We start from the raw sequence: 26,789 nt of genomic DNA on the forward strand, positions 1-26,789 counted from the left end.
GCGCGAGGTTTGGTGGTCGACAAGAGGACGATATTGGCGCCGTCGCTATGGTTCCGCATCCGGCTGATTTTCCGGTGCGGCATTCCGAAAGGCCGTCTCCTGCATACAATGGTGATAAATGGCGCTGATCAACGGAAACCTTTCGATTTCGCAATTGAAACGCAGGGCATTGTAGACTTGCGGAACCAGAAAAGCATCGGCCATGCCCGGAGTATCGCCAAAACAAAACAGCCCCGGGTAAACGCTTTTTTGCAGCCGCATTTCCAGCGCGGAAAATCCTTCCACTATCCAGTGACGGTACCAGACTTGTTTTTGATCATGATCAAACATGTCATTTAGATAGGTCAGCACCCGCAAATTGTTCAGCGGATGGATATCGCAAGCAATCATTTGCGCCAAAGAGCGGACATAGGCGCGCGCAAGCGGATCGGCAGGCAAGAGTGGCGGGTCCGGGTAGATCTCTTCCAGATACTCGATGATCGCGGATGACTGGGTCAGAACCTGATCCTGCACGACCAGAACGGGCACCCGTCCCTGCGGATTCAGCGCCAGGTAATCGGCGTTGAATTGTTCGCCGCCGTTTTTGACGAGGTGAACCGGGCGGATCTGGTAGTCGATATTTTTCAGGTTCAATGCGATGCGCACCCGGTACGCGGCGGAGCTTCTGAAATAGCTGTACAGGATCAACGACACGGCCTGACCTCCTGCTCGATCGCACCGAAGATCGACTGTCCCTGTCTGTCCTGCATCTCGATCCGGATACGGTCGCCGAAGCGCATGAATTCTGTCGCGGCCGCGCCGGTTTCGATGATTTCGACGACCCTTTTTTCGACGATGCAAGAATAGCCTGTCGTTAAATCATAATTGCTGACCGTGCCTGAGCCGATGATCGTGCCGGCCGTCAGTTTGCGCGACTTTGCCGCATGCGCGATCAGCCGCGCAAAATTGAACTGCATGTCGGATCCGGCATTCGCCTCGCCGAATAAGTGCCCGTTCCAATGCACCGTCAACGGCAAATGGAGTCTGGAATCCTGCCAGGCCGCCCCCAGTTCGTCGGGGGTCACCGCGACCGGCGAAAAAGCGCTGGCCGGTTTGCCGTGCAGAAAGCCGAAGCCCTTGGCCAGTTCACCCGGAATCAGATGGCGCAATGACACATCGTTGATCAGCAGAACCAGCTTGATGTGGGCAGCGGCCTTATCGATCGATATCCCGTATTCGACATCATCGGTGATCACGCCGACTTCGGCCTCGAAATCGATGCCCCAGCTTTCGCTGGCGACTTCGACCGGATCGCAAGGGCCGAGCATCACGTCCGAGGCGCCCTGATACATCAACGGGTCGTCGAGCAGGCTCTTTGGTAAATCGGCGCCGCGCGCCTTGCGGACCCGTTCGACATGACTCAGGTAGGCGCTGCCGTCCAGCCATTGATAGGCTCTCGGCAACGGCGCCGCCGCGCGGCAGGGATCGAAAGGGATAGCCTCGCAGTCACCTGCGTTAAGCGCCCGATAAACCCGTAGCAACTGCGGCTCGACCCCGGCCCAGTCGTCCAGGGCGTCCTGCAAGGTCGGGACGATGCCGGGAACCGTTTTGGCCCGGGTCAGATCGCGATTCACGACCGCGAGGCTACCGTCACGGCTGTCCGATTTGAGCGTCGCGAGCTTCATTTCCAGGAATCCACATAACCGGGCCATTCGATCGCTGCCGCCTGTTCGGAGACCTCCAGCGCGTCCCTCGTATCGATCATCACCGCGACCTCGTCGGTCATCGTGCCGCGCTTACTCTCGGCATTCTGCAGCGCCTTCGGATGCGGGCCGTGCGGAATGCCGGAGGGATGCAGGGTCATCATGCCCGGATAGATGTGATCGCGGGAAAAAAACTGCCCTGCATGGTAGAAAATCAGTTCATCATAATCGTCATTGCTGTGAAAGAAAGGCACGTTCAATGCATTCGGGTCGGTTTCGAAAGGCCTTGGCACGAACGTGCAGACCACGAAACGGTTCGAGACGAAAGTGGTATGGGCCGAAGGCGGCACATGGTAGCGGTGGCTCATCAGCGGCCGAATATCGCGCCAGTTCAGTCGCACCGGCATCAGCGCGCCGTGCCAGCCGACCGCATCGAGCGGATTGAACGGATAGGTGAGGGTGCTGAGAAGGTGTCTTCTTTTAACGACCACGCGCCATTCGGCCTCGTTTTGCTGGGCGATGAAGGCTTCATCGATCTTAGGCGCATCCAGCACCGCAGGATCGAAGATCGCCTGCTGGCCGACCAGCCCCTTGTCCGGTAACGTGTAGCTGTGATCGGTCGCCTCGATCAGCAGGGCGCTGACCGCTTCCTTCACGTCGATGCGCCACATCGTGCCGCGCGGCAATAGCAGGTAATCGCCCTCGCGAAAACCTAAATGGCCGTAATCGCAATACAGCTCGCCCGCGCCCCGATGCACGAAGATCAAATCATCGCCGTCGGCATTCCGCACCAGATGATCCATGTCGTGTTCGAGTTTCAGGAAGCGGATTTGGGTGTGGGCATTGCTGAACAGCAAGGCGGCTTGCCAGGGGCAGGCTTCCTGCGGCGCCAGTTTTTGCGTGTCGAAGGCGTGAGGGCGCAGCGGCCCCTCGATCGTCGTCCAGGCGGTTGGCGGGTGACGGTGATGCATCTGCGTGGAGGGGCCATAAAAGCCTTCCTTGCCGAGTTCCCGCTCGAAAGTGCCGGCCGGAAGATCGGCATGGGCTTGCCGCGAGGCGTTGCCTTCCACTCTGGGTAGCTGAATCCACGGCATTAGATCACTCCTCTTTTGATCTGATCGCGCTCGATCGCCTCGAAGAGCGCCTGAAAGTTGCCTTCGCCGAAGCCTTCATTGCCCTTGCGCTGAATGATCTCGAAAAAAATCGGGCCGATCACGGTATGGGTGAAGATTTGCAGCAGTAAACCGGCACCGCGGGCAGGAGCGCCGTCAATCAATAGCCTGTCCTGCCGCAAGCGCGCCAAGGGCTCCTGATGGCCGGGCACCCTGGCAGCGATCGTCTCATAGTAGGTATCGGGCACGTCCATGAAGCGTATGCCGTTGCCGCGCAGCTTTTCGACCGTGGCGTAGATGTCGTCGGTCGCCAAGGCGATATGCTGGATGCCCTCGCCATGGTAGGCATCCAGATATTCCTGAATTTGCGATTTGGCATCGCTCGGTTCATTGATCGGAATACGGATTTTGCCGCAGGGGCTGGTCATCGCGCGGGATTTCAAGCCGGTGATTTTACCGTGGATATCGAAATAACGGATTTCTTTAAATTTGAACAGCCGTTGATAAAAGTCCGCCCACTTGTCCATGCCGCCGTGGTAAACATTATGGGTCAAGTGGTCGATCGCGGTCAGCCCCGCGCCCGGAGGTCTCAACTCGGCGCCCGGCAGCGGGTTGAAATCCACATCATAGATCGAACGCTCCTCGCCATAGCGATCGACCAGATAGATCAGGCTGCGGCCGATGCCGCGGATGGCTGGAATATTCAATTCCATCGGGCCGATATCGCCATGGTATGGTTGTGCGCCCAATCTGACGACTCTTTCGAAACACTCGGCGGCATTTTTGACCCGGATCGCAAACGCGCAAATCGAAGGGCCGTGCACTTTCGCAAAGGCCTGCGCGAAACTGTCCGGTTCATGGTTGATCACAAAATTGATCTGGCCTTGCCGGTAAAGCACCACATCCTTGGAGCGGTGTTTGGCGACCGCGGCAAAACCCAGTTGTTTGAATAATTGTTCTAACTTACGGGTATCCGGCGCGGTATATTCGACGAATTCGAAACCATCGGTTCCGGCCGGATTCGATGCAGTAACCATTGCATGCTCTCCGTTTGATTGATAAATCGTCAGACCCGATCCCTACTATTAAGTTTCAGCTCGGCAACTGGATTGCCCCGTCTTTCCGGCAGAGTTTGGCTTATCGAAACGGATTGTTAAAATGAAGGTTATGCATTATTTTGGATAGATACTGGAAGTCCATTCCGACTCAGAGAGGATCAAGCCATGAGCCAGCATTCCAAGCCGCTTTATTACAGCGATTACCTGCAACTGGACACGCTGCTGAATACGCAAGTTCCCGAAAGCGGCCAACACGGCCCGGCGGCGCACGATGAAATGCTATTCATCATCACCCATCAGACTTATGAATTGTGGTTCAAACAAATTCTTCACGAACTGCTTTCGGTGCTGGAGCTATTTTCCAAAACGCCTTTGGATGAGAAAAGGCTGCACATCATCTCGGTGCGTCTCGACCGGATCATTCGCATCCAGGCGGTGATCAATCAGCAGATCGGCATCATCGAAACGATGACGCCGTTGGATTTTCTGGATTTCAGGAATTATTTGATTCCGGCCTCTGGATTTCAAAGCAGGCAGTTTCGCGAAATCGAATTGCGTCTGGGCCTGTCGCATCATTTTAGCAACGCCAGTTTCGGGCGTTTCAACCCGGAGGACAGCGCCTATCTGGAACGGATCGCCAAGCAGCCGTCGCTTTTCGAATGGGTGGACGCCTGGCTGGCCCGGACGCCGTTTTTGGAATGCGAGGGCTTTAGTTTCTGGGCCTGCTATCGCCGGGCGGTCGATCAAATGCTCGCCAGCGACGCCGACATCATTCGAAACAACCCGTTATTGAGCGACCAGGAAAAACAGCAGCAATTTACCGAGCATGAGTCCACCCGGCAAAGCTTTGACTGTCTGTTCGAGCAACGGCTTTACGAACAATACCGGCAGCAGGGTCGCTTTCAATTGAGCCATAAAGCCACCTTGGCGGCTCTTTTCATTCAGCTTTACCGGGACGAGCCGCTACTGCAACTGCCTTTCCGGGTATTAAGCCGCCTGATGGACATCGACGAACACTTGACCCATTGGCGCAGCAGCCATGCCTTGATGGCGCAACGGATGCTGGGCAGCAAGATCGGCACCGGCGGCTCCAGCGGCCATGATTATCTGAAGGCGACCGTCAGCGCTAAACGCATCTTTGCCGACCTGTTCAATTTATCCACCTTCCTGATTCCCCGCTCGCTGTTGCCGGCGTTGCCGAACTCCTTGCTGCGCGACCTGGGGTTTCAACAGGATCGACACTGATGCGCTACGCTTATCTCCACCCGATCATTAGAATCCATTTTTACGGTAATGGCCCTGATTTAAAGGCCGCCGATGAAGTCTTTTTTGCCGATCGCCAGGCCGTTATGCCGCAAAATCGCATAGGCGGTCGTAATGTGGAAATAAAAATTGGGCAGCACGAAATGCACGAGGTAGGGCTGGCCCAAAAAGCTGACTTCCTGGTTGCGCAATTTGAGCGTGACCTTCCGCTCTTCGCTGCCGTCGATTTTTTCGGGGCCGACGCTTTGGACAAACGCGATCGTTTTGGCGATGCGCGCCAGCAACTCCGGAAAGGTGGTTTCGTTATCGTCGTAAATGGGAGCTTCCAGACCGGCCAGACGCGCGGCGCAGCCTTTCGCCATATCGGTGGCGATTTGCACTTGCCGGGAGAGCGGGTACATGTCGGGCGCCAAGCGCGCATTGATCAAAACGGCCGGATCGATTTTTTTCTCGTCGGCGTACTGAATCGCCAGTTCGAGTATTCTCGACAAGTTATCCAGCATACGGACGAAGACGGGGACAGAAGCTTGGTACATCGAAAGTGACATGAGGAATCTCCGGTAAAGGCGTCGGGAAAAAGTGTAATTATAACCGTTGTTAGTTTCCGGTTCACAAAAAGCAATGGCATCGGTCGAAGCCGGCCTAACCCGCAACGCTTTCGGCCTCCGCTAAATTTCAAACATTAAAGCGAAGCGTATTGATACGGGGCGGCAGCCCTGAGAGTGATGAGTTGCGCCGTTTGTTCCCTATCCGGCCGGCGATGATGTCAATCGTCCGGCAAGTCCGCATCGGCCAATTGCTTGAAGGACAAATACTTGTAACTGCCCTTGCGCATATTGAAAAAGAATATTTCGGGCAGGCTCATTAAGATACCGGTGGCACCCGAGCGCAAATTTTTTCCCGAATCCAGGGGCCAGCTGAAAAGTCCATAGACGCTTTGGCCGATCCCGGCGGCGGTGTTGACAGCACCGAACAGGGGCCTCAGCAGCAGATTATCGTCGGTAAAAAACACGAATAAGGCATCGTCTGGATTGTATTGGTATAAGCTGCTGGACACGATATTCGATTCCCTGAGCGCTGTGAGCAGCTCGTTTTGCCGCGTCTTGAGCTTTGCCAGTTCGATGCTCCGGTAAGAATCCAGGTCACGGCTCTCTAGCACGCGGTAACGATTCTGGACAGCTTGGTAGGAAACGAAAGGGATGAAGTGATAGGGTATCGGAACATATCCCCCCAGGCGTTTTTCGGACTCCTTGATCGTTAAGGCTTCCGGGATCGCAGATTTATCGCCTGCTCGAAGGGGTGCTGACATCGCCTGATCGATGGTCCTGAACAATTCGGTGACGCAATTGCGGGTGATCAGGTCATAGCGATGGCTTTGCTTCAATGTTTCAAACAGGCTGTGTTCAAGTCTATCCAGTGCGGACAGCGCCGTCGTCAATTGTGCCTTCGTCAGATTCGGCAGCGGCCCCGCCGGAAATCCGATGCTCTTGGAGGGCAGGGCTTGCTGACCTTGATAGCGGAAATCACGCGGCTGCTCGCTCTTCAGCAACTCGTTATAACGGTTGGCCGCCATCTCGATCTGGCTGTATTCGGCTTCGCCCAAGCGTGGGCGGGACGCTGCCGATTGGCGGATTTTCTGCCAAGACGCCCCGGCGTCGCGAATCAGAATCCGTAGCTGAGCCTGATGGTCGAGGTATTGATCCGGGCTGAGCCATTCGCCGGTTTCGGCAAAATCGTCAATAAAAGCCCAGTAGCCTGACTGCAACGAGGACTCAAGCGCGAGATACCTCGCCAGATTGACTAAGGCCGCATAGCCCCAGTCCGGCCGGTTGGAAGCGATCGCTTTAATCAGCCCGGTTTCCAGGTCGTCACGCAACTGCCGTAAACTTCGTCTTTCCGCTTCGGAAATCTTGAAGGCGGGTTGATGCGTCAGCACCAGCGCAGCGGATTGCAACGGGCGCGCATCGAGCAGGGCTTTGAGCGCAAATAAGGCGGTCAGGGAGTCCGCGTAGCTTTCGCTGAAGGAATAGAGGGAGGCCGGGAATTTTTCGGCGGATGAATTCGTATTGAGCGCAGGCCAACGGCTTGGGGCCAAGGCTTTGATTTGCGCTTCGACCTGTGCGCGCCGGCTTTGCAAAAAGCCCGTGCCATGGCGCTGCTCGATTTTCCGGCGCAAGCTTTGAATGCCGAGCGATTGTTGCCTGGCTAACTCGTTGTCGGTGTATTGAGGTTGATGGCCCGGTTCCGGATAAAACAGCCCGACGCCTTTCAAGCGCAAAACCAAGGCCGCATCGGTGTCCAGCCAAGCAGGCTCGGCCGTCAAACGATGCAGCAAGTGCCGGATAAAGATCCTGTCCCGATGCAGATCGTCGAGCAGTTTGAACTGCCTTTCCTGCGTCAAGAACTGCCATTTGAATTGATCTTTCAAGAGATCCAGGGTGTCTTCGCCGACCTCGATGCGGCTGAGATGCAGCGGGCGATTCTGCAGATACCGGTATAAAAAATGAAAGTCGGCTTTTTCCTGCCGGAACAGGCGGATCAGGCCGGAATCGACATGCTGATAATGATAGATGTCGTCAGCGAATTGAATCGCGGCATGCCCTCCGCTCGAATTCCCTTCGCTGGCTTCGATGTACAGGTAATTGAAGGTCGCAGCGGCAGGGGAGGGTGACGGTAAAACCAAGGCCGCCAGTACGCCGAGCGACTGCCACTTCGTGCGCATCATGACGGGGCGCCGGCCGGAGCCTGAGAAGGGATTATTTTTCCGACTCGTAACCCTTTTGGATATTTTGCATCTTCTCTGCATCGGAGCCTGCAAAATTCTTTTTATAGGTTTCGTAAGCGATGCCCTCGACACCGGCTTTCTTCAGGCCTTTGCCGATCGCCAGGTAGGTTTTGGGTTCCTGGTCCCAATTAACGATGCCGATTTTGGCTGCAATATCGCTCAAGCCTTTCAGATAACTCGTGTAATCGGCCTCCGCGGCGGAAGATTTCACATAAGCCACCGTGTAGTCTGACACTTCATTTTGGTATTTCTTTTCTTTATTCGACGTTGAAGACTCACTCGAATCTGATGAATCGGAGACGCTCCCCACGCTATCGGAAACGCTCTCGACGCTATTCGAAATGCTCTTGGAGCTATCCGAGAACGAACAGCCGGCCACAATCAGTGGCAGCGCCAGAAATGCGGTCTGGAAACGGGTATGATGAAAGCCCTTTAAAATGGAATGCATGATGATCCTCGCTAAATTATGCCGATTTAGTGGAAAAACATACCGGATATTGCCTGGTATTTTCGCTAAATTAGACCCTTTATCGCTGATAAAAACAAGCCGTGTTGAGGCCGCGGTAGCGGTAATTTCCTACAATTCCCGGACTCATGGTCCGGGAATCAGTTAAAATGATCGACTGCTCAATCCAGTTTTAACCCCATGAAAAAAATCGAACTTCTCTCTCCCGCCGGTACCCTGAAAAACATGCGCTATGCCTTCGCGTTCGGAGCCGATGCGGTGTATGCCGGGCAGCCGCGCTACAGTCTCAGGGTGCGCAACAACGATTTCCTCACCGAAAATCTCGGCATCGGCATCGCCGAAGCGCACCGGCTCGGCAAGAAATTTTTCCTGGCGACGAATGTGATCCCGCATAACGCCAAGGTCAAGACCTTCATCAAAGACCTGGAGCCTATCGTCGCGATGCGGCCCGACGCGCTGATCATGGCCGACCCCGGCCTGATCATGCTGGCGCGCGAGACCTGGCCGGACATGCCGGTGCATCTGTCGGTGCAGGCCAATACGGTCAATTACGCGACGGTCAAATTCTGGCAAAGCGTTGGCGTCGAACGCATCATCCTGTCGCGCGAACTGTCGCTCGACGAAATCGCCGAAATCCGCCAGCAATGCCCGGACATGGAACTGGAAGTATTCGTCCACGGCGCGCTGTGCATCGCCTATTCCGGACGCTGCCTCTTGTCCGGCTATTTCAACCACCGCGATCCGAATCAGGGTACCTGTTCGAACTCCTGCCGCTGGAAATACGACACGCTGCCGGCGCATGAAAATGCCGAGGGCGCTTATGTGTTGAACGGCGGCGCCTTGACGATGAATGATCTGAGCACCGCCAGTTGCGGCGGCGCCGAACGCCACCCGCTCGCCGACAACATCTATTTCCTGCAGGAAGAAAACCGCCCCGGCGAGTTGATGCCGGTGCTGGAAGACGAGCACGGCACCTACATCATGAACTCGAAGGACCTGCGCGCGATCGAGCACGTGCAGCGCCTGGTCGAGATCGGCGTCGACAGCCTGAAAATCGAAGGCCGCACCAAGTCGCATTACTATGTCGCGCGCACCGCGCAGACCTACCGCCAGGCGATCGACGATGCAGTGGCTGGTCGTCCGTTCCGCCCGGAACTGCTGGGCGTGCTGGAAAACCTCGCCAACCGCGGTTATACCGACGGTTTCTATCAGCGGCATCACACCCAGGACTACCAGAACTACATCACCGGCTATTCGCTTAGCCATCAGCAGCAATTCTGCGGCGAAATCCGAAATTACGACAGCGCGACCGGGCTTGCGGAAATCGAGGTGAAAAACAAGTTCGCGGTCGGTGACCGCATCGAGCTGATTTTGCCCGAAGGCAACCGCGACATCGTCGTCGAACGGATGCAGGACATGCACGGGCAGGACATGCGGGAAGCGCCGGGCGCCGGCTATGAAGTGAAAATACCGATTCCGGCGGCGAATGCGGGCTACGGGCTGATGGCGCGGTATTTCTAAATCTTGCTTCGGACGAGCTGCATTGGCGGGTGACAAACAGCTAAAAAAATGCCGACGGACACAGGGTTTCCCGCGGTCCGTCGGCATACCCTCTTAGGGATTTGTGATCCGAAGGTTAATTGCCACCCCCATAAACGGACATTACCGCATTAGCCTTGGTTGCAGAGCCTTTCCATGTGCGCGGTAATTTCTTCAGTTTTTTGGAGGCACTGGTTTCCATTAAGCCGGTTGACGAACCCACCTGGTCAAGGAAGGCCATTTGCCCTTTCGATCCCAGTATCGCGATCCAATAGGGTTGACCCGCGCTCACGGAAGTTGCAGGGATCGATATGGAGTTCCAGTCCCCCGCCGTAAGTTCGCTTGTCTTGCCTGTCGCGATACGCGCCCCAGGGTGTCCCTTTTTGTCCTTGTAGATACCGGCAACCAACTCCGTTGCGGTTGAGCTGTCATCCAGATAAACTTCCACCGTAGTCACTACGCCGGACGTTGCGGGTGTCGTCTGGAATGCCTCGGCAGTGCCCTGAGCCCTGGAATCGACCCAAGGCTCCAGGTTTGGGTTACCCATAACCAGCTGCGGAAGCTCGGCAGCACTACTCATCGCGGTTGCAGCAGTTACGGCGGTTACCGCGGTTGCCAAGTTGGCGTTGACCTCGCTTGCCGTCAAGGCGCGATTGTAGATCCGCACCTCATCGATATAACCATGGAAATACTCGCCCCATAGGCTATTGCCACCGATGCGCAACACGCCGCTGGAGGTTTTAATCAGCGTATTCAGTGCACTCTGGGCGACCTCGACCCCATTCACATACAACCTTTGATAAGAGCCATCATAGGTCGCTACGAGGTGGGTCCAGGTTTTCAGCGGCAAACGGTTGGGGCCGGTGACGCCACGGTAATTGCCGTCATTCAAATAAGAGGCAGGCAAATTGGCGTCCTCCTCGGAATAGAGGGCATAAACTTCAGCCCCCGATGCTTGTTTCAAAAGGATCGTATTGCCGCCATTTGTCTGTGACAACGGATACACCCAGGCTTCGAGCGTCATGCCGGCTGAAAGATCCAGGGAGGCGCTGTCATTGACCGTGACCCAGTCGTTGACGCCATCGAACTTCAAGGCTTTCCCATAACGCCCGGCGGTAATTCTGACGGCTTCCTTGATCGTGCCGTTATTGCCGTTGCCCGAGACGTCTTGAACCGTTTTGCCGCTGGCTTCCTCGAAGCCATAGGCCGCCACGAGGCCATTGTCAAGGGATGTCGGCGGATTCGTCGTAACCAGTGAAGAGGAGACGTTGATGAAATTGTTGTTGGTTTGGGTATCGCTGCCGCTCGCGCCTGTGACAGTTAAGCTGACCGTGTAGGAGCCGGCCGCGCTGTAAGTGTGGCTCGGATTGACTTCCGTGCTGGTCGAGCCATCGCCAAAATTCCACGTTCTGCTGCTAATGCTGCCTGTCGAGGTATCGGTGAAATTGACCGCGACCGGCGCTACACCGGAGGTCGGGGTCGCCGAAAAATTGGCCACAGGTGGCGGCGTGGTCACGGTAATGAAGTTCGACTGGGTTTTAGTCGCGCTGCCGCTGGGCCCGGTGACCGTCAGACTGACGCTATACGTCCCCGGATTCGGATAGGTCACCGTGGGATACTGACTTGTCGCAGAGGGTATCGAGGCATCGCCAAAGTCCCAATTGTAGGCGGTGACAGTCCCTGTTGTAACCGGCGTGAAGCTGACTACCAAAGGATAATCGCCGCCGGTTTTACTGGCTGTGAAATCCGCCGTTAATTGCGTCGTCGTGGCAGGAACGGTCAAATTGACTTCATTGGAATAAGCGCTTTCGCTGGCCTTGGTCGTATCGTAGGCCTTCGCGGCGAAATAGAACGTGGAGCCTTCCGGTAGCCCCGAAACCGAGTAACTGGTCTGGTTGCCCACGTCAACGGTTGAAGTGTAATTGCCGGGGCTGGTGCCGTAAGAGACTTTATAGCCCCCTACATTGGATGAGGTACTCGGATCCCAGGCAAGGTTTATAGTTCCCGCCAGTAAATTGCCGCTGAATAAAACCAGTGCAAGTACGGGCAACAAAATGCGCTGGCAGTGCGCGCGCGAAATAGAAAGAAAAGTGTTCATAAAATTCAGCTTAGTCCTCTCTTAAAAAGTAAGAATCGGTGCTAAAGCTTAGCTGGGAGTTTTATAAATTTTGTGAACAGGATCGAGAAAATAGGGGGGGGGCACGTCTTGACTTTTCCTTGGCAACTGATCCTGCATGGTAATAAATTGTAATGGGCTTCCCTCCTCCTCCATGGAAGACTGAACGGCTTATCAGATCGTTGGCGAAAAATCCTTTCAACCGCAGAGTTTGCCGAAATCCGATCGAACAAGGACTTCGACAAGCTCAATCGGTACGCAATTTGTTGTGCGGGTCTCTAATCTAATAGACGGCGATGCCTTGTGGGCATTCCGGTGAGGAGGGCATCGGGTTTTGCAGGAAACCAGACAATGAGTAAACGTACTGTCGAGGACAGCTTACCGCGTTTCTTCCATGCGGGAAAAATGACTGAATTTGACTGTTTGACATTCATTTATCATGAGTTGATAATTGCGGTCCTGTCCAGACAATCAAATGGAGTTTCGATGAAGTTCACTATGCGGCTAGCCTTTTATCTGTTTGCCCTTGTTATCCTAAGCCCGGCACACGCCGCCACAGGCACTACATTCTCCGGCGTGCACACCAGCCGCCATGGCATCCGGAGTTTCCACGGTTATGTTCCTTCCTCCTACCAGCAGGGCGTTCCGATGCCCCTGGTCGTGGCACTGCATGGTTGCACTCGGGACAGCTACCATTACGAGAAGCGGACCGGCTGGAGCAAACTGGCCGAGCAACAGGGATTCATTGTCGTCTACCCGAGCCAGAGCATCCTGTCCAACCTCCTTCTCTGCTGGAACTGGCAACTGTCCAAAAATCAGCATCGCGGCAGGGGTGAACCCGCCCTCATCGCCGGTATCACCGATTATGTCCGCAGCCGCTACACAGTGGACCCGAACCGCATCTATGTCACCGGCACATCGGCAGGCGGCGTCATGGCCAACATCATGACCGTTGCCTACCCGGACGTATATGCCGCCTCCAGCATCATCGCCGGCTGCGAATACCTCTGCGACCCGAATGCAGTGAGGACCCCGGAAGAGTCGGGAGAGGCTGCTCTGATCGAGATGAGCGTACGGGCGCGTGCCGTGCCCACTATCCTCTGGCAGGGTACCGCAGACACCGTTGTGCCGGCGCCGACGTCCGACAGGATCATCGGTCAATGGGCAACCATTGACGGCATCGACGACATCGCGGACACCACCGAGTACGGCCAGGTTCCCAATGGGCGCGCTTACATCCACCAAACCTACCAGGATTCTGCTGGGAATACCCTCATCGAGCGATACCTGATCGATGGCGCCGAGCACACCTACCCGGGCGGCTGCGACTGCGACCCGTTAGTGGATCCTAAAGGACCCAACGCTACCCGCTTGAGCTGGGAGTTTTTCGAAGAGCACCCCATTCCTTAGGCGCCTATTACCGGACCGTACCCGGCTTGTCCGGGTGCGCGTCCAGGGTCAATGTGCGTATCGTCATCAAGAATGGGGTAGGGCGGCGGACGTTGGCGGGTCATTCCAATCGGGTCAACGAAGTAGCGATGAAGGGGAGGCTTTTTCGAAGTTCGTGTATGTTCATTCAAGGTATGGAACTTGTACAACCCCCATTTTTAGCTTGACAGAAAGTATCACTTGATCCATAAATATGGGGAAAAATGATGCTCGTGAGCTTTCGTCATGTTACTCGTTACCCCTGAAAACATTGCCTCCGTAATGGATCTGGACGTTGTTCCGCATTCGTTTTCCGAGCTCGATCATCTGGTTGCCGAAGGCCTGCCCAAGAAAGCACTGAAGGCCAGCGTCGAACGCATTTGTTCGACCCTCGAAGAAAAAAAACGGCTGTTGTATCAAATCGTGCCCGAGGCGACCTACAAGCGCCGCCGCACCAAACTGACCGCGGAAGAATCAGGACGTGCCGAACGTCTGGCCAGAGTTTACGCGACTGCACAATATGTCTGGAGCTCCGACGATGCCGCGAGGACGTTTCTGCACACACCCCATCCGATGCTGGAAAATCAATCTCCCCTCGAAGTGTCGCTGACCGAAATCGGCGCGCGCCGCGTCGAGGAACTGCTCTGGAAGTTGTTTTACGGCATTGCGGCCTGATGCGGATTTTCCGGATCGGCGACAGCCGCTTCCCGATTTGGGACGGCACCGGCGCGGCCCTGGTCGGCGGCCGCTGGAACAGCCCAGGCCGGCCGCTCATCTATGGCTCGTTGAGCTATTCCTGCGCGATGCTCGAAATATTGGCCCATGCCAATATCGGTCGCATACCGGTTATGCACGCTTACGTGGTCGCCGAAGTGCCAGATGGCATCTCGATTGAAACGCAGGACGCGGATTCGCTGGCGCCAGGGTGGGACCGCGAAAACAGCCCCTACGCCAGATCTTTCGGCGATCAATGGCTACAGGAAGAAAGATCGGCCATCCTGATCGTACCTTCCGTAATCGCCCGCCTGGATGCAAACGCCTTGGTCAATCCGAATCATCATGACGCCAGAAAACTAATCGTTTCCTCAGCCGAAAAAATCGATTGGGACAAACGGATTTTCGGCAGACTGTAGGCGCTATTGCGATGGCAAAACGCAATGTTGATTGCCTTTTAACAAGACATCTACATGCCCGGAAAGTCCCGTTCAATTACCCGCAAAAGTCCCCATTGCCCGATTTCTTTGATGCGATATCTGGCTTTTTGCAGGTAATAGTCTGGCGTTTGAGAATATAAACTTGGGTTGGTGCTCCTATATGCCATTTCGTTATACACAATTCTGAGCTTCCCGCATCGCGCGAATGCCGATGGCGAAGTCCATGACGCGCTGAAGACCGATCCAAAGTATTTTGGCGCCGGGCTCACCATCGCCTTTGCGTCCGAGAAAGCCGCCGAAACCGGCAATCACTCTGATGATCTCGTTCAAAGTCGGCGGCTTATCCGGTAGGGGTTTGCGCGCCACTAGCCAGGCCGCCTGCCATTCTTCCCGTTCGAACACCGCTTCGCCATCCATCTCCGGGCAGCTTCGCCCCAAACGCATCAGGTAACCGATCCGCCAAGCGGTAATCAGATAGAAAGCCAAGGCCAACTCGACGCGGGGCATCGCCGACAATTGTAAGGCTTCCACCTTGCAGCCGTTTTTGAGAATGTTGAAAAACATCTCAATCTCCCACCGGCATCGGTACCAATCGATTAACTCCCTCGCTGCGTCCAACGTCGACGCCGGAAGATTTGTCATTAAGCGCCATTCCACCGCCTTTTCGCCTTCAGGCGGGGCGATTTCGCGCGCCAACAGAGCGCTCACTTCAAACGTTCCACCATTGCCATCGGCTAAGCCGACACGCAGGCTGCGTAGCTGTTGGCTTACCTCGCGCCCTTTCTGTCCCGGGCGTGGCTGCAGATGAAAGCGAATCTCGCCCAAGACCTGCGCCCGTTCGACCTGCTCCCACAACTTGGCCTCATCCTTCCCAAGTTTGCGGTTGTGCTGGGATCGGATCAGCCAATCGGCTGGATTCTTCAGGGCATGGGCGCGTTGCATTAGTCCCAGGATGTCGGCTTCGCGGTCTGCCACATAAACCCAGCGCGTGTCCGGGTGTGCCTCCGCAACCTCTGCTACGCGTTCGTAACCTTCCCGCCAGCGCGCGCTCTCACAGATTCCACGCCGCTCGCCATCGGCGTCTTTCGGCTCCCGTGCCCACATCCAGGCATCCAATACGCCCAGCGGCAGCCGTTCTGGCGTCACCGCATACGTCGGATGCAAGTACATCCCTCGCTGCGCTTCATATGACAACGGCCCCAATCCCTCGATTGACTGTCCGTTAAAATTCAGCTCCGTGGTGTCTTGTAGGCACAGCACCACCGGATAGGCTTGACTGCGTATCAAGGTGCAATCGATATGCGGCTGCAGAATGTCATTCCACGCAATCCCCTCTTGCCCGAAAAACCGGTACGCCGCCAGGGTCTCACTCCAACCTCCACAGGCTGTCGGTATGCTCGCGCTCGGCTTCGACGCAAAACTTTTCAACAGCTTCGCCGATCTTTTGTTCAAACGCTCATCTCCCAGTTTGATTCCAGATAATTCCTTTTTCACCCACTCCATTTGCCTTCTTGTCCTTGGTTCGAAAAAATCGCGTAGCTTACAGGATTAGGCAAGTTGTGTATAACGAGATGCCTATATGCCTCGCTGCATTGCCCGCGCAGTTGCGCGGCGAATAAGTCCAATTCAGCATCGCGCAGGTGATAGCCGGTTTCTTGAATTAGGTTTTTGGCTTCTTCGTAGTGACTTAAAGCGGTCTCAAAGTCAGCGGTGGCAAGGCTGTAACGTCCGTGTATTAATAGGTAATCAACTGCATACAGTTTCATACCACAGCGTTCGATGATTTCCCACGCGCTGTTTAAATCGGCTAGTGCTGGGTCGAGTTGGTTTTGGGTGAGGTAGAAGTCGGCGCGGTATAGATAAAACGGTGGAGTTGATTCTATTTTGTTTACTTTTTGTATTTTATCTACTGCTTGAGCAAAATAATATTCAGCAGATAAGTTTATTGCCGCATGTACACGCGCTAAAGTAAGGTTATTTAATGCTTTATCTACTGATGAAGTACAGTTTTGCAAACTGTACTTTGCTCTCAGTATTACTTCTGAATAAATAGTATTGTCAGTGCTGGAATCTAGCAAAAGATTGCAATACCAAAATCCAGATAAAGAAGGGTGATATTCATAGCTCATTAATCGTAATATAGATTCTGCCTCTTGAAAGTGACCATGCGCTTCATTTAATTCGCCTTTGCGATGCAAAACAGTTGCTAAATAACTTGAACTTATTGCATATTGGTTCATAACGTCAGCGAATAAGGCGTATTTTATCGCTTCTTGTGCAGCTTCGGTTGCTTGTTTGAGTTGTCCTAAAGGAAGATATAGGCTTACTAAAATTTGAACACAAGTTGATGCGAACTCCCAACTTTTTGATTTTTCATAAAACTTTACACCTATTATTCTTGGTGCGATTGCTTCTTGTATACGTCCCAAGGACATCAAGCAAAAAGAAATATCAACTAACAACCATATTTGTTCAGTTTCAGATAAACCAGTTTTTGATAACTTTAGCCAGCCCAAAGGAAAAAAAACAGATAAGATTGTCAGGTCTTGTGAGTACGCATTGAGTTGATGTCGACTATAGTATTTAACAAAACCTCTGTTATCCATACGTAAAATACGTCCTTTATAAACCATATTTAATGCTTGTTCGTATTCTTCTGCCAAGCAACCATGTATCACCGCTCGATAAAGTGGTTGCATTTCTTCTATGGATTCGGGAAGATATTTTCCAAACTCTTTTTCAGGCAGTTTTTGATAAAAATCAAAAAAACAAAATGTGCTTGCTTAAAATTTTCAGGATAATTTTCTTTAAGCTTCTCCCCAAAATAAGCGCGAATAATCGGATGTGTATCCCATTCCAAACGTTCAAATGTGCCTTTTTTACCCAACAACAAACCGCTTTTTTCTAACCGCTGCTCTACCGCTTGCCACTGTATTGCCGTTAAAGAACGTAACGGTTCAGCGTGGTTAGCATTGGCAATCAAAACCACTTTTTCTGCCGCATTCATCGGACGGTCAAACAAACCCAACAACTGCAAAAAACAGCGTGAGGCGGCATCTTGCAAACTATCGTAATAATCCAACACCCGCAACGCATGACGACTGTCTTTTTCGGCATCACTATCGCCGTGCGCCGAAGTCAACGGCGGCAACTCGTTGGCATAACGGCAATCGCCTTGATGATGTTCGCTTAACAAATGCCCCATTAACACCAAACTCAAGGCATGACCGTTTAAATCTTGGCTAATCGCTTGCCGTTCTGCCGATTTGCCCGTTACACCTAACGCATGCAACAAATCCGCGCCGTCCTGATGCGGCAAGGTTTTCAGATCCAATGATAAATAATGCTCTGGCTGCCATTTTTTCAATTCCACCAAAGGTTGACGGGACGAAATCAAGACAAAACTTTTCCCCGCTGCTCTCCGAAAACAGGCGATAAACTCTTTTAACGCGCTGTCTTGTAATTCGCCACTCATTGCTTGCAGATTTTCAGCATATTGCAACGGCTCTAAACCGTCGAGTATCAGCAAACACGGCTGTTGTTGCAAACACATTGCTAACAGCCGCGCTTTTTCAATCTCATCTTTGGGAATTTCGGTAATGCTTAAAAACGGCAATACCGCACTGAAAAATGGTTGCGAATTGGTAAAGGTGCTGTGCGAGCCTTGCGAATAAAACGACCAGCCAAATACGCGGGCTTTACCGTAATAATTTTCTTGGGCAATTTGTTGTAACCATTCATCGGTTAATGCTGATTTTCCAATCCCGCCCGCCGCGACAATAATCGCTAAGCGTTTGTTGGGATTTTTAATGGCTTCGGTGAGTTGGGCGAGTTCGGTTATGCGACCGATTAAGGCGGTAGTCGGGTTTGCAAGATGACCTATGTCAACGTCTGGAATGATTTCTATTTTGGTTTGTTCGGCTGGATAATGATGATGCTCTTCATGATGAAGATGAATATCTTGTCCTGCACGAACATCCTGCAAGGAAATAGATGCCGCAACAGAAGAACATTCCTCTATTGCGGTAACTATTTTTTTTCGGAGTTTGCCTCTACTTTAATTTTGCGGATTTCAATATCGCCGCTAAATTCTCCATGTTTAATATGCACGCCAGCAGCGTGTTCACCACTGACAATAATTTCTTGCAAACGCACATTAGCGGCTTTCACATCTTCTAGCTTAATGCCAATCGCTTGCGCAACTTGCGGCGGTTGTTCCGCAATCGCTTTCAATAACGCTTGAGCTTGCTGTAATAAATCGTTATCTTCTGCGGCCTTAGCTTCTATTAAATCCTCTCGTAAGGAAGCTTGTTTTGCTTCGGATTCAGGCTTTTTTCCACAGCTTCCAGTGAGACGCCGCTGTGTTTACGTTGAATCATCGTTTTTAGACCGGCGTAAAGATCGGTGATGGCTTTTTCAGTCGTAGGCTTTGCCGATGCAACGGCCCCTGAAATAATTGCAGTCATAATCGCGCTTAAAGCATCCATTGTATGTACCTATTGAGTAAACTTGATTTTATGTGCAATGCTAATTAGCTATAGCATTAGTTCGTCAGTCGCGCCGCAACCGTTATTGATAGATTTTTTGCTTCGGTTGCATTGAAAAAAATCAGCATGACTCATGCCGAACTCGTAGGGTGGATTCGCGTTAGCAATCCACCAAGATCGAAAAAGCGTGTGATCCCTCCAGTTAAGCTACCTTCGTCTCATAATGCAATTGTTGACGTTCTTCCAGCTTTTTATGGATGCTGCCAGGGCTTAGTTCCAAGCCGTTACGCCAGCACAATGCACCTAATTCCAAAAAAAATTGTTGAAAATACGAATCGTCATTTAAGGGATGCGTCAATTCGGTCTGTCGATCGATCAAAGGTTGCAGGTCGTAATCTCCCCATGAGCTATCGGAAAAATACAGGCGCAAAATTTTTTGGCGGATGTACTCTGCTCGAATGATTTTAATCATTGTCGGCTCCTGCTATACGCTGTAGCGGTTTCAGTTCAATGGCGTACTGCCAATTAATCATTAATTCTTGTTGATGCTCTTTTGCCCATTCCCGCACCAGTTTAATCGCTTTACTCGGTAGTGAGCCTGCCAAAATCTCGCCGCTTTCAATCGACATCAATGCTTCGTGACCCTGATATTCCACATGAAAGTGAGGCGGGTTGTGATCGTCATGGTACATGCGGACATAGATGCCGAAAAAGTAGGAGATTACGGGCATTTTATACCCCATTATTTTTCAGTAACGGTAAGGTCAGATTGTAATATAAAAACAAGGGTCGGGTTTTCTGATCGCATCAGGCTCATGCGTTTCTGGCAAAAATGCGTTACAATACGGGGTTTTGCAGTCACTCATAGAGTATGTCCGAAGTCCTTTCAGAACTTAAACGCCGCCGCACCTTTGCGATCATTTCGCATCCTGACGCCGGTAAAACCACGATCACCGAAAAGCTGCTCTTGTTCGGCGGCGCGATTCAGCTGGCGGGATCGGTGAAGGGACGGAAGGCCGCGCGGCACGCGACGTCCGACTGGATGGAGATGGAGAAGGAGCGGGGGATTTCGGTCACGACCTCGGTGATGCAGTTCGAGCACAAGAACGCGATCATCAACCTGCTCGATACGCCGGGCCACGAGGACTTTTCCGAAGATACCTACCGCACGCTGACCGCGGTCGATTCGGCGCTGATGGTGATCGACTCGGCGAAAGGCGTCGAGGAACGGACGATCAATCTGATGGAAGTCTGCCGCCTGCGCACGACGCCGATCCTGACCTTCATCAACAAACTGGACCGGGAGGGGCGCGAGCCGATCGAACTGTTGGACGAGGTCGAGCATGTGTTGAAGATTCAATGCGCGCCGATGACCTGGCCGATCGGCATGGGCAAGCGCTTCAAGGGCGTTTATCATCTTTACAAGGACGAGATTCATCTGTTCAGCCCGCAGCACGGCGGCCGTATCGCGGAAGCCGAAGTGATCAAGGGGCTGGATAGTCCGAAGCTGGACGAACTGCTTGGCGATCAGGCCGAGGAACTGCGCATCGAGATCGATCTGGTCAAGGGCGCGAGCCATGAGTTCAGTCTGGACGCGTATCTGGCCGGCGCGCAGACGCCTGTTTTTTTCGGCTCCGCGATCAACAATTTCGGTATTCTCGAATTGCTCGACGCATTCGCCGAATTCGCGCCGCCGCCGTTGCCGCGCGAGGCCGAGCAGCGCGTCGTGCATCCCGAAGAGGAAAAATTCACCGGCTTCGTGTTCAAGATTCAGGCGAACATGGACCCCGCGCACCGCGACCGCGTCGCCTTCATGCGGATCTGTTCGGGCAAGTTCGACAAGGGCATGAAGATCCATCATGTGCGGATCGGCAAGGCCATTCAGGTCGCCAACGCGATCACGTTCCAGGCGGACACCCGCAAGGCGGTCGAGGAAGCCTATCCGGGCGACATCATCGGCCTGCACAACCACGGCACGATTCAGGTCGGCGATACGTTCACGATGGGCGAAACGCTGAAGTTCGGCGGCATTCCTTACTTCGCGCCCGAACTGTTCCGACGGGTGGTGTTGAAGGACCCTCTGCGTGCCAAGGCCCTGCAAAAGGGCCTGGTGCAGTTGACCGAGGAAGGTGCGACGCAGTTGTTTAGGCCGCTGAAGAACAACGATCTGATCCTCGGCGCGGTCGGCGTGTTGCAGTTCGATGTGACTGCGCACCGACTCAAGAACGAATACAACGTCGAATGCGTCTACGATGCGGTGAACGTGTCGACCGTGCGTTGGGTGTCGTCGGACAAACCGGCCAAGCTGGAAGAGTTCAGGAACAAGGCGTTCGACAATCTGGCCGAGGACGGCGGCGGGTTTTTGGTTTATCTGGCGACCAGCCGGGTGAATTTACAACTGACGGAAGAACGCTGGCCGGATATCAAGTTTAGCGCGACGCGGGAGTTGTGATTCGTCGCCATACCGGCACACCCTTAGGGCACAAGTGAATTGCCGGTCGACTGCATGAGTGCATAGGGGGGGCTGGTTCCCGCGGCCACGTCGGAACCCTGGGCGGACGCGCCGGCGTCCCGTCTCGCGACGCTGGCGCGTCGTGACTGCATTCCCGCGCGGCGCGCGGAAACGAGACATCGAGTTTGGGTTTCGAATACCTCGATTCCGCTGCGCTGCATCATTTAGGATTCAAAACGCGTCTCGCCATTGATGCGAACCATCGGCGTCAAGTGACTGACGAACTGGCGAGCGCTTTGCTCCCAGGAGTAATTCAGCGCATGCCGGCGGCAATCGGCGGGATTCAGCTTTAACGCGTCCAGCGCGGCCTGCTTAAGATCGGCGCTGAGCACGCCGACCTGCGCGTTGCCGATGATGTCGATCGGGCCGGGCGCAGGAAAGGCCGCAACCGGTACGCCGGAGGCGAGCGCTTCGAGTATCACCAGGCCGAACGTATCGGTATGGCTTGGGAACACCATCACATCCGCCGCAGCCATATAGCGGGCCAATGCTTCGCCGCTTTGAAAGCCGACGAAGCGCGCTTCGGGATATTTCTGCTCCAGTTCCGCGCGCATCGGGCCGTCGCCGATCACATACTTGGTGCCGGGCAGTTTCAACTTCAAAAAATCCTCGACGTTCTTTTCGATCACCACGCGGCCGACATAGGCGAAGATCGGGCGCTCGCCGGGCAGGAAGTCTTTGCCGCGCGGCCGGTACAAGTCGGTATCGACCCCGCGCGACCAGATCACCATCCTGTCAAAACCCTTGGCGGACAAGGCCTGCCGCATCGATTCCGTCGTCACCATCACGCGCTCGCTTTCGCTGTGAAACCAGCGCATATAGCCATAGCTGATCCACAGCGGCAGGCCGACGCGCATCTTGAAATATTCGGGAAAGCGGGTGTGAAACGAGGTCGTATAGTGGTAGCCCCTTTCGTGGCAGTAACGTCTGGCCGCGAAACCGACACAACCTTCCGAGGCCAGATGGATCGCGTCCGGTTTGAAGGCCTCAAGGGTAGGGAGGAGGCGCGGGCCGCGCAACAAAGCCCGGCCGACGCTTGGGTGGCCGGGGTGGTGCCAGGTATAGAAACGGTCCGGGGCGCACAGCTCGACCGTATGGCCGAGGCGGTGCAGAATCTCCGTCGTATGGGTCAGGGTCGTGACGACGCCGTTGATTTGCGGATGCCAGGCGTCGGTGATCAAGGCGATTTTCAAGGGGGCCTCTCTTGCTTGAGTCTGCGTTCGATTGAGTCCCCCAGCCTAACACGGCTTTGTTACAGAAAACGCCTCGCCGGCAAGGCGGCTAAATCCGCCGGATCGAATGCTCCTCGATCACGATCAGCTGTTTTTTATAAAGCGCGCCGATTGCCTGTTTGAAGGCTTTTTTGCTGACGCCGAAGGCCGCATAAATCGCTTCGGGCGGGCTTTTGTCGCCCAGGGCGAGCATACCGCCGCTTTTGTCGAGTTCGGCCAGAATCTTGTCGGCCAAGGGCTCGATCTTGCCGTAACCGGGTTCATGCAGGGTCAGGTCGAGCTTGTGATCGTCGCGGACTTTCTTGATATAGCCGGTGAGTTTCTGGCCTTTGCGCAGCGGCCGGAGAATTTCGTTTTGATACAGCATGCCCCAGTGGGTATTGTCGACAATCGCCTTGGCGCCCAGTTCGGTATGTTCCGCGATCATCAGACTGACCTGCTGGCCGGTTTTGAAGTCGGGGCCTGCGTCGGACAGAAAACGGTCGAGCTTGGCCGATGCGACGATGCGGCCTTTGGCGTCTTCGACCAGCTTGACCAGATAGGACCGTCCAGCCTGCATTTCGGAGGTTTGTTCGTTGAACGGCACCAGCAAATCCTTCGGCACGCCCCAGTCCAGAAACGCCCCGTAATAATTGACCGCGGCGACTTTCAGCCAGGCGATGTCGCCGACTTCGGCCAGAGGTTTTTGCAGGGTCGCCGCGAGATGGCCTTCGCCGTCGATATAGACGAAGGCGGTCACGCTGTCGCCCAACTGGAAGGGTTTGGGCGGTTTTTTGTCGGCCAGCAGCACCATGGGAGATCCGGGTAGGCCGAGGTAAATGTTCGGGCCTTGCACTTTGACGACTTTGAGTTGATTGGTTTTGCCGATGTTGATCATGGGGGAATAAGGTTGTGCCGGAAGTTTTGTAATGTCTGTTTGGTAAACGACCTTCGGTTTGCCAATCAATTGGTGATGATAAACCGCACGGCATCCAGTTTCAGCTCGGCCGATTCGATGTTGTCATGCGCGAGCATCGTCATTTCCTTCAAGTGCTCGATTTCTTCGGGCTTGATCGACGGATTGACTTTTTGCAGCCGCATCATGCGTTTGATTTCCTCGGCCAGCGATTCGAGCATCGCGCGGGTCGCGTCCTGAACGAGCGTCTGCATGTCGGTCTTGGCGCGATGTTCGGCTGCGCCGAGCATCTGATTCAGGTGATTGCGCTGGTTGTTGATAAACGTGACGATCTTGCTCTTGTCGAAATTGACGCCGGCATCGATCAGGTCGTCATGGTCGATCGTATCGGTCAGGTCCTGCTTGTTTTGATCGATCAGCACACGGATCGGGGTGTGCGGCAGGAAGCGTCCGAGTTGCAATTCGGGCGGCGCGCTGCATTCGACCACGAACAGGCATTCGAGCAGGAATTGCCCTGCCTTCAGGCTCGGATGCTTGATCACGTTGATCGAGGCATTGCCGGTCTCGCTCGAAATCACCAGGTCCATCGCGCCCAGCACCATCGGATGCTCCATCGTCAGGAACTGGAAGTCCTCGCGGGCGAGCGCGATCGAACGGTCGATCGTGATCGTCATGCCGTCTTCGGGCAGGTTCGGAAAATGCGAGATGCGTAAATGCTCGCTCGGTTTGATGATGAAACAGTCGAGCGAATGGAATTCGGTATCGACGCCGTAGCTTTCGAACACGTCTTCCATGTATTGCCACAGATGGCTTTGCCGTTCGTGGCGCTGCAAGGCGTCGATGTATTGGTCGGCGACTTCCTTGCGGCAGGAGTTCAATTCGAGCAGTTGGTCGCGGCCCTGATGAAGTTCGGCTTCGATTGCGGCGCTGCGCTCGCGGGTATGCGCGATGAAGGCGTCGAGCGGCGCGAAGTCCCTCGCCGCCAGCAGCGAGCTCAACTCGCCCGCGAGTTCGTCGGCGACGTGCTGGGCTGCGGTGTTGTTGTGGCGGAATACGTTCAGGCCTTCATCGTACCAGCGGAACAGCAGTTCCTGTTCGCTGCCGCGCAAATACGGCACATGGATGCGGATGATGTGTTTTTGGCCGATACGGTCGAGACGGCCGATCCGTTGTTGCAGCAAATCCGGGTTGGCTGGCAGGTCCCAGAGGATCAGCTGATGTACGAACTGGAAGTTGCGGCCTTCGCTGCCGATTTCGGAGCAGATCAGCAGGCGCGCCGAGCTTTCCTGATCGGCGAAATAGGCGGCCGCGCGGTCGCGTTCGATGATCGTCATGCCTTCATGAAACACCGCCGCGGCGATGCCGGTGCGGTTTCTGAGCGTCTCTTCCAGATCGATCGCGGTTTGCGCTTCCTTGCAGATCAGCAGCGCCTTGTCGCCGGCGAACTGTCTGATCGTGTCGACCAGCCAGGCGAAACGCGGGTCCTGTTCGAGATCGTCCCGGTTTTCCCGGCCCTCCAGCGCATAGCCGTAGCGTTCGCGGTCCGGAAAGCCCTGCACCGTGTGCCGGGAATTGCGGAACAGGATGCGCCCGGTGCCGTGATGGTCGAGCAAGACGTTGATCAATTGCGCGCGGGCATGCGCGGATTTTTCCGGATGGCTCAGGTTTTTCAACAGGCCTTCGACATTGTCATCCTTGACCAAGGCCCGCAAGGCAGCGGCGGATTCTTCGGTCAGGGTCCGCTCGGCGAGCAGCGCCTGCGCCGCCTTCGCGACCGGCTCGAACAGGTGTTCGTCTTCGAGGTAACGGCTGTAGCTGTAGAAACGGTCGGGGTCCAAAAGACGCAGACGCGCGAAGTGGCTCAGCTTGCCCAATTGTTCGGGCGTCGCGGTCAACAAAATCAGGCTCGGGGTTTGCAGGCCGAGCTGTTCGATGAACAGGTATTCTGGGCTCGGGTGGTCTTCGCTCCATTCCAGATGGTGCGCCTCGTCGACGATCACCATGTCCCAGCCGGCTTCGAGCGCCTGGCGCTGGCGGTTCGGGTAGCGGCTGAAGAACGACTGGCTGCACAAGACCAGCTGTTCGTTGACGAACACGTCTTCGTTTTCGCCGGGCTCTTCGCCGGCTTCATCGTCGGCGAGTTCGTTTTCCAGGTTGACGTTCCGGCAGCGTTCCTCGTCGATGATGCTGAAGCGCAGATTGAAACGGCGCAGCATTTCGACCAGCCATTGATGCAGCAGGGTTTCCGGCACGATGATCAATATCCGGCTCGACAGCCCGTTGATCAGCCGGTGATGCAGAATCATCCCGGCTTCGATCGTTTTGCCGAGGCCGACCTCGTCCGCGAGCATGATGCGCGGCGCGAGCCGGTTCGCGCATTCGTGCGCGATGTAGATTTGATGCGCGATCAGGCTGGTGCGGCCGCCCATCAGGCCCTTGACCGGCGACTGGTGATGTTCGCGCAGCCGGCGCCAGGTCTCGTAGCGCAGCGAAAACCAGGAAGGCGGATCGAACTGGCCGGTAAACAAGCGGTCCTGGGGTTTGTTGAACTGAATATGGTGGTTCAGTTCCATTTCCTCCAGGCGAACTTCCAGTCCGGCCTTGTTTTTACCGATGTAAGTGATCAGGCCGTTGTTTTCGACCAGATGATGAACGGTGATTTTGGCGCCGTCGATCGCTTCGATCGTGTCGCCGACTGAAAATTTGACCCGTGTCAGCGGCGAGTTGTCGCTCGCATAAATTCTTTTTTCGCCGGTCGCGAGAAACAGCACGGTGACCCGGTTGTAGGCGGCTTCGAGAATCAGCCCCAGTCCCAATTCCGATTCGGTGTTGCTGATCCAGCGTTGTCCCGGAATGAAATTTTCCATTTATCGATTCGCTCATATTTGGTATAGAAGAGGGTGACTATTATAAGCGTTGTATAAGCGTTGTAGAGAAAAGTTACGGGTAAATTATGCTGAAATAGGGAGATCGATCAATGTATCCCGAGGCATTACCAGGCATAATTGAGGCGCGGAGGACTGTCCGTTAAGTCTCTGTTCAGTTCATGCGGCATATGCT

General features: G+C 54.5%; 24 protein-coding genes. 6 read left to right on the top strand and 18 right to left on the bottom strand.

The window, feature by feature from the left end:
- Nucleotides 1-45: 45 nt before the first annotated feature.
- Genes maiA through hppD form a run of 4 tightly spaced genes read right to left on the bottom strand, consistent with a single transcriptional unit; the run spans nucleotide 46 to nucleotide 3,831 of the window.
- On the bottom strand, nucleotides 46-693 hold the full coding sequence (maiA, locus tag ACEPPP_RS14530) for a maleylacetoacetate isomerase (protein ID WP_374087848.1): 648 nt from the start codon (nucleotides 691-693) through the stop codon (nucleotides 46-48).
- A complete protein-coding gene (locus ACEPPP_RS14535) occupies nucleotides 684-1,691 on the bottom strand; it encodes a fumarylacetoacetate hydrolase family protein (RefSeq protein ID WP_374087850.1) in 1,008 nt (335 codons plus the stop codon). The genes maiA and ACEPPP_RS14535 overlap by 10 nt, the downstream gene beginning before the upstream one ends.
- Nucleotides 1,661-2,776, bottom strand: a complete 1,116-nt coding sequence (locus ACEPPP_RS14540; protein WP_374087852.1) for a homogentisate 1,2-dioxygenase — start codon at nucleotides 2,774-2,776, stop codon at nucleotides 1,661-1,663. The genes ACEPPP_RS14535 and ACEPPP_RS14540 overlap by 31 nt, the downstream gene beginning before the upstream one ends.
- On the bottom strand, nucleotides 2,776-3,831 hold the full coding sequence (hppD, locus tag ACEPPP_RS14545) for a 4-hydroxyphenylpyruvate dioxygenase (protein WP_374087854.1): 1,056 nt from the start codon (nucleotides 3,829-3,831) through the stop codon (nucleotides 2,776-2,778). Before hppD ends, ACEPPP_RS14540 begins: the two co-directional genes overlap by 1 nt.
- A 186-nt stretch (nucleotides 3,832-4,017) precedes the next feature.
- Here hppD and ACEPPP_RS14550 point away from each other — a divergent pair, with 186 nt between their 5' ends.
- Nucleotides 4,018-5,097 (top strand): tryptophan 2,3-dioxygenase family protein, encoded by a 1,080-nt coding sequence (locus ACEPPP_RS14550; RefSeq protein ID WP_374087856.1) that lies wholly within the window; start codon nucleotides 4,018-4,020, stop codon nucleotides 5,095-5,097.
- 59 nt (nucleotides 5,098-5,156) lie between these two features.
- On the opposite strand, the gene ACEPPP_RS14555 is transcribed toward ACEPPP_RS14550, so the two are convergent.
- The 3 genes from ACEPPP_RS14555 to ACEPPP_RS14565 all read right to left on the bottom strand — a co-directional run bounded on the left by ACEPPP_RS14555 (nucleotide 5,157) and on the right by ACEPPP_RS14565 (nucleotide 8,348).
- Entirely contained in the window at nucleotides 5,157-5,663 is a 507-nt protein-coding gene (locus ACEPPP_RS14555; protein WP_374087857.1) for a DUF1993 family protein, read from the bottom strand.
- Between the two features lie 218 nt (nucleotides 5,664-5,881).
- Nucleotides 5,882-7,840 carry a hypothetical protein gene (locus ACEPPP_RS14560; protein WP_374087859.1) on the bottom strand — a complete coding sequence of 653 codons (1,959 nt, stop codon included), beginning with the start codon at nucleotides 7,838-7,840 and terminating at the stop codon, nucleotides 5,882-5,884.
- A gap of 31 nt (nucleotides 7,841-7,871) precedes the next feature.
- A complete protein-coding gene (locus tag ACEPPP_RS14565; RefSeq protein WP_374087861.1) occupies nucleotides 7,872-8,348 on the bottom strand; it encodes a putative lipoprotein in 477 nt (158 codons plus the stop codon).
- Nucleotides 8,349-8,546: 198 nt separating this feature from the next.
- On the opposite strand from ACEPPP_RS14565, the gene yegQ reads away from it, so the two are divergent.
- Nucleotides 8,547-9,887 carry a tRNA 5-hydroxyuridine modification protein YegQ gene (gene yegQ / locus ACEPPP_RS14570; protein ID WP_374087863.1) on the top strand — a complete coding sequence of 447 codons (1,341 nt, stop codon included), beginning with the start codon at nucleotides 8,547-8,549 and terminating at the stop codon, nucleotides 9,885-9,887.
- 115 nt (nucleotides 9,888-10,002) lie between these two features.
- On the opposite strand, the gene ACEPPP_RS14575 is transcribed toward yegQ, so the two are convergent.
- Nucleotides 10,003-12,003, bottom strand: coding sequence for a LamG-like jellyroll fold domain-containing protein (locus ACEPPP_RS14575; protein WP_374087864.1), 2,001 nt, complete (start codon nucleotides 12,001-12,003; stop codon nucleotides 10,003-10,005).
- Nucleotides 12,004-12,372: 369 nt separating this feature from the next.
- Here ACEPPP_RS14575 and ACEPPP_RS14580 point away from each other — a divergent pair, with 369 nt between their 5' ends.
- The 3 genes from ACEPPP_RS14580 (at nucleotide 12,373) to ACEPPP_RS14590 (ending at nucleotide 14,582) form a co-directional block, all read left to right on the top strand.
- Entirely contained in the window at nucleotides 12,373-13,431 is a 1,059-nt protein-coding gene (locus ACEPPP_RS14580) for a PHB depolymerase family esterase (RefSeq protein WP_374087866.1), read from the top strand.
- Nucleotides 13,432-13,695: 264 nt separating this feature from the next.
- On the top strand, nucleotides 13,696-14,124 hold the full coding sequence (locus tag ACEPPP_RS14585) for an antitoxin Xre/MbcA/ParS toxin-binding domain-containing protein (protein WP_374087868.1): 429 nt from the start codon (nucleotides 13,696-13,698) through the stop codon (nucleotides 14,122-14,124).
- The gene (locus ACEPPP_RS14590; protein ID WP_374087870.1) at nucleotides 14,124-14,582 is read left to right on the top strand and encodes an RES family NAD+ phosphorylase; all 459 of its coding nucleotides are present in this window, start codon (nucleotides 14,124-14,126) and stop codon (nucleotides 14,580-14,582) included. Before ACEPPP_RS14585 ends, ACEPPP_RS14590 begins: the two co-directional genes overlap by 1 nt.
- 192 nt (nucleotides 14,583-14,774) lie before the next feature.
- On the opposite strand, the gene ACEPPP_RS14595 is transcribed toward ACEPPP_RS14590, so the two are convergent.
- The 7 genes from ACEPPP_RS14595 to ACEPPP_RS14625 form a co-directional block, all read right to left on the bottom strand.
- Entirely contained in the window at nucleotides 14,775-16,106 is a 1,332-nt protein-coding gene (locus tag ACEPPP_RS14595) for an IS4 family transposase (protein ID WP_374087872.1), read from the bottom strand.
- A complete protein-coding gene (locus ACEPPP_RS14600; RefSeq protein WP_374087874.1) occupies nucleotides 16,094-17,302 on the bottom strand; it encodes a hypothetical protein in 1,209 nt (402 codons plus the stop codon). The genes ACEPPP_RS14595 and ACEPPP_RS14600 overlap by 13 nt, the downstream gene beginning before the upstream one ends.
- A 5-nt stretch (nucleotides 17,303-17,307) precedes the next feature.
- Nucleotides 17,308-18,588: a hypothetical protein gene (locus ACEPPP_RS14605; RefSeq protein ID WP_374087875.1), complete on the bottom strand. Its 1,281-nt coding sequence runs from the start codon at nucleotides 18,586-18,588 to the stop codon at nucleotides 17,308-17,310.
- Nucleotides 18,589-18,632: 44 nt separating this feature from the next.
- Nucleotides 18,633-18,836 (bottom strand): hypothetical protein, encoded by a 204-nt coding sequence (locus ACEPPP_RS14610; RefSeq protein WP_374087877.1) that lies wholly within the window; start codon nucleotides 18,834-18,836, stop codon nucleotides 18,633-18,635.
- Between the two features lie 53 nt (nucleotides 18,837-18,889).
- Nucleotides 18,890-19,090: a hypothetical protein gene (locus ACEPPP_RS14615; protein WP_374087878.1), complete on the bottom strand. Its 201-nt coding sequence runs from the start codon at nucleotides 19,088-19,090 to the stop codon at nucleotides 18,890-18,892.
- A gap of 202 nt (nucleotides 19,091-19,292) precedes the next feature.
- Nucleotides 19,293-19,562 carry a hypothetical protein gene (locus tag ACEPPP_RS14620; RefSeq protein ID WP_374087879.1) on the bottom strand — a complete coding sequence of 90 codons (270 nt, stop codon included), beginning with the start codon at nucleotides 19,560-19,562 and terminating at the stop codon, nucleotides 19,293-19,295.
- The gene (locus ACEPPP_RS14625) at nucleotides 19,555-19,821 is read right to left on the bottom strand and encodes a DUF4160 domain-containing protein (RefSeq protein ID WP_374087881.1); all 267 of its coding nucleotides are present in this window, start codon (nucleotides 19,819-19,821) and stop codon (nucleotides 19,555-19,557) included. The genes ACEPPP_RS14620 and ACEPPP_RS14625 overlap by 8 nt, the downstream gene beginning before the upstream one ends.
- Nucleotides 19,822-19,961: 140 nt before the next feature.
- Here ACEPPP_RS14625 and ACEPPP_RS14630 point away from each other — a divergent pair, with 140 nt between their 5' ends.
- On the top strand, nucleotides 19,962-21,542 hold the full coding sequence (locus tag ACEPPP_RS14630) for a peptide chain release factor 3 (RefSeq protein WP_374087883.1): 1,581 nt from the start codon (nucleotides 19,962-19,964) through the stop codon (nucleotides 21,540-21,542).
- 224 nt (nucleotides 21,543-21,766) lie between these two features.
- Here the strand turns inward: ACEPPP_RS14630 and ACEPPP_RS14635 are convergent, their stop codons facing one another.
- The 3 genes from ACEPPP_RS14635 to rapA all read right to left on the bottom strand — a co-directional run bounded on the left by ACEPPP_RS14635 (nucleotide 21,767) and on the right by rapA (nucleotide 26,596).
- On the bottom strand, nucleotides 21,767-22,795 hold the full coding sequence (locus ACEPPP_RS14635) for a glycosyltransferase family 4 protein (protein WP_374087885.1): 1,029 nt from the start codon (nucleotides 22,793-22,795) through the stop codon (nucleotides 21,767-21,769).
- A gap of 88 nt (nucleotides 22,796-22,883) precedes the next feature.
- Nucleotides 22,884-23,711, bottom strand: coding sequence for a S1 RNA-binding domain-containing protein (locus ACEPPP_RS14640; RefSeq protein WP_374087887.1), 828 nt, complete (start codon nucleotides 23,709-23,711; stop codon nucleotides 22,884-22,886).
- 65 nt (nucleotides 23,712-23,776) lie between these two features.
- Nucleotides 23,777-26,596 carry an RNA polymerase-associated protein RapA gene (gene rapA, locus ACEPPP_RS14645; protein ID WP_374087889.1) on the bottom strand — a complete coding sequence of 940 codons (2,820 nt, stop codon included), beginning with the start codon at nucleotides 26,594-26,596 and terminating at the stop codon, nucleotides 23,777-23,779.
- Between the last annotated feature and the right edge of the window lie 193 nt (nucleotides 26,597-26,789).

Origin of the sequence: Methylomicrobium lacus (assembly GCF_041897535.1) — a bacterium.
Classification (GTDB): domain Bacteria; phylum Pseudomonadota; class Gammaproteobacteria; order Methylococcales; family Methylomonadaceae; genus Methylomicrobium; species Methylomicrobium lacus_A.

Bases quoted from the DNA above. Each gene is read 5' to 3' on its own strand.
- ACEPPP_RS14535 (WP_374087850.1), bottom strand. From the start codon at position 1,691: ATGGCCCGGTTATGTGGATTCCTGGAAATGAAGCTCGCGACGCTCAAA.
- ACEPPP_RS14540 (WP_374087852.1), bottom strand. From the start codon at position 2,776: ATGCCGTGGATTCAGCTACCCAGAGTGGAAGGCAACGCCTCGCGGCAA.
- hppD (WP_374087854.1), bottom strand. From the start codon at position 3,831: ATGGTTACTGCATCGAATCCGGCCGGAACCGATGGTTTCGAATTCGTC.
- ACEPPP_RS14550 (WP_374087856.1), top strand. From the start codon at position 4,018: ATGAGCCAGCATTCCAAGCCGCTTTATTACAGCGATTACCTGCAACTG.
- ACEPPP_RS14555 (WP_374087857.1), bottom strand. From the start codon at position 5,663: ATGTCACTTTCGATGTACCAAGCTTCTGTCCCCGTCTTCGTCCGTATG.
- ACEPPP_RS14560 (WP_374087859.1), bottom strand. From the start codon at position 7,840: ATGATGCGCACGAAGTGGCAGTCGCTCGGCGTACTGGCGGCCTTGGTT.
- ACEPPP_RS14565 (WP_374087861.1), bottom strand. From the start codon at position 8,348: ATGCATTCCATTTTAAAGGGCTTTCATCATACCCGTTTCCAGACCGCA.
- yegQ (WP_374087863.1), top strand. From the start codon at position 8,547: ATGAAAAAAATCGAACTTCTCTCTCCCGCCGGTACCCTGAAAAACATG.
- ACEPPP_RS14575 (WP_374087864.1), bottom strand. From the start codon at position 12,003: ATGAACACTTTTCTTTCTATTTCGCGCGCGCACTGCCAGCGCATTTTG.
- ACEPPP_RS14580 (WP_374087866.1), top strand. From the start codon at position 12,373: ATGAGTAAACGTACTGTCGAGGACAGCTTACCGCGTTTCTTCCATGCG.
- ACEPPP_RS14585 (WP_374087868.1), top strand. From the start codon at position 13,696: ATGTTACTCGTTACCCCTGAAAACATTGCCTCCGTAATGGATCTGGAC.
- ACEPPP_RS14590 (WP_374087870.1), top strand. From the start codon at position 14,124: ATGCGGATTTTCCGGATCGGCGACAGCCGCTTCCCGATTTGGGACGGC.
- ACEPPP_RS14595 (WP_374087872.1), bottom strand. From the start codon at position 16,106: ATGGAGTGGGTGAAAAAGGAATTATCTGGAATCAAACTGGGAGATGAG.
- ACEPPP_RS14600 (WP_374087874.1), bottom strand. From the start codon at position 17,302: ATGCAACCACTTTATCGAGCGGTGATACATGGTTGCTTGGCAGAAGAA.
- ACEPPP_RS14615 (WP_374087878.1), bottom strand. From the start codon at position 19,090: ATGGATGCTTTAAGCGCGATTATGACTGCAATTATTTCAGGGGCCGTT.
- ACEPPP_RS14620 (WP_374087879.1), bottom strand. From the start codon at position 19,562: ATGATTAAAATCATTCGAGCAGAGTACATCCGCCAAAAAATTTTGCGC.
- ACEPPP_RS14625 (WP_374087881.1), bottom strand. From the start codon at position 19,821: ATGCCCGTAATCTCCTACTTTTTCGGCATCTATGTCCGCATGTACCAT.
- ACEPPP_RS14630 (WP_374087883.1), top strand. From the start codon at position 19,962: ATGTCCGAAGTCCTTTCAGAACTTAAACGCCGCCGCACCTTTGCGATC.
- ACEPPP_RS14640 (WP_374087887.1), bottom strand. From the start codon at position 23,711: ATGATCAACATCGGCAAAACCAATCAACTCAAAGTCGTCAAAGTGCAA.
- rapA (WP_374087889.1), bottom strand. From the start codon at position 26,596: ATGGAAAATTTCATTCCGGGACAACGCTGGATCAGCAACACCGAATCG.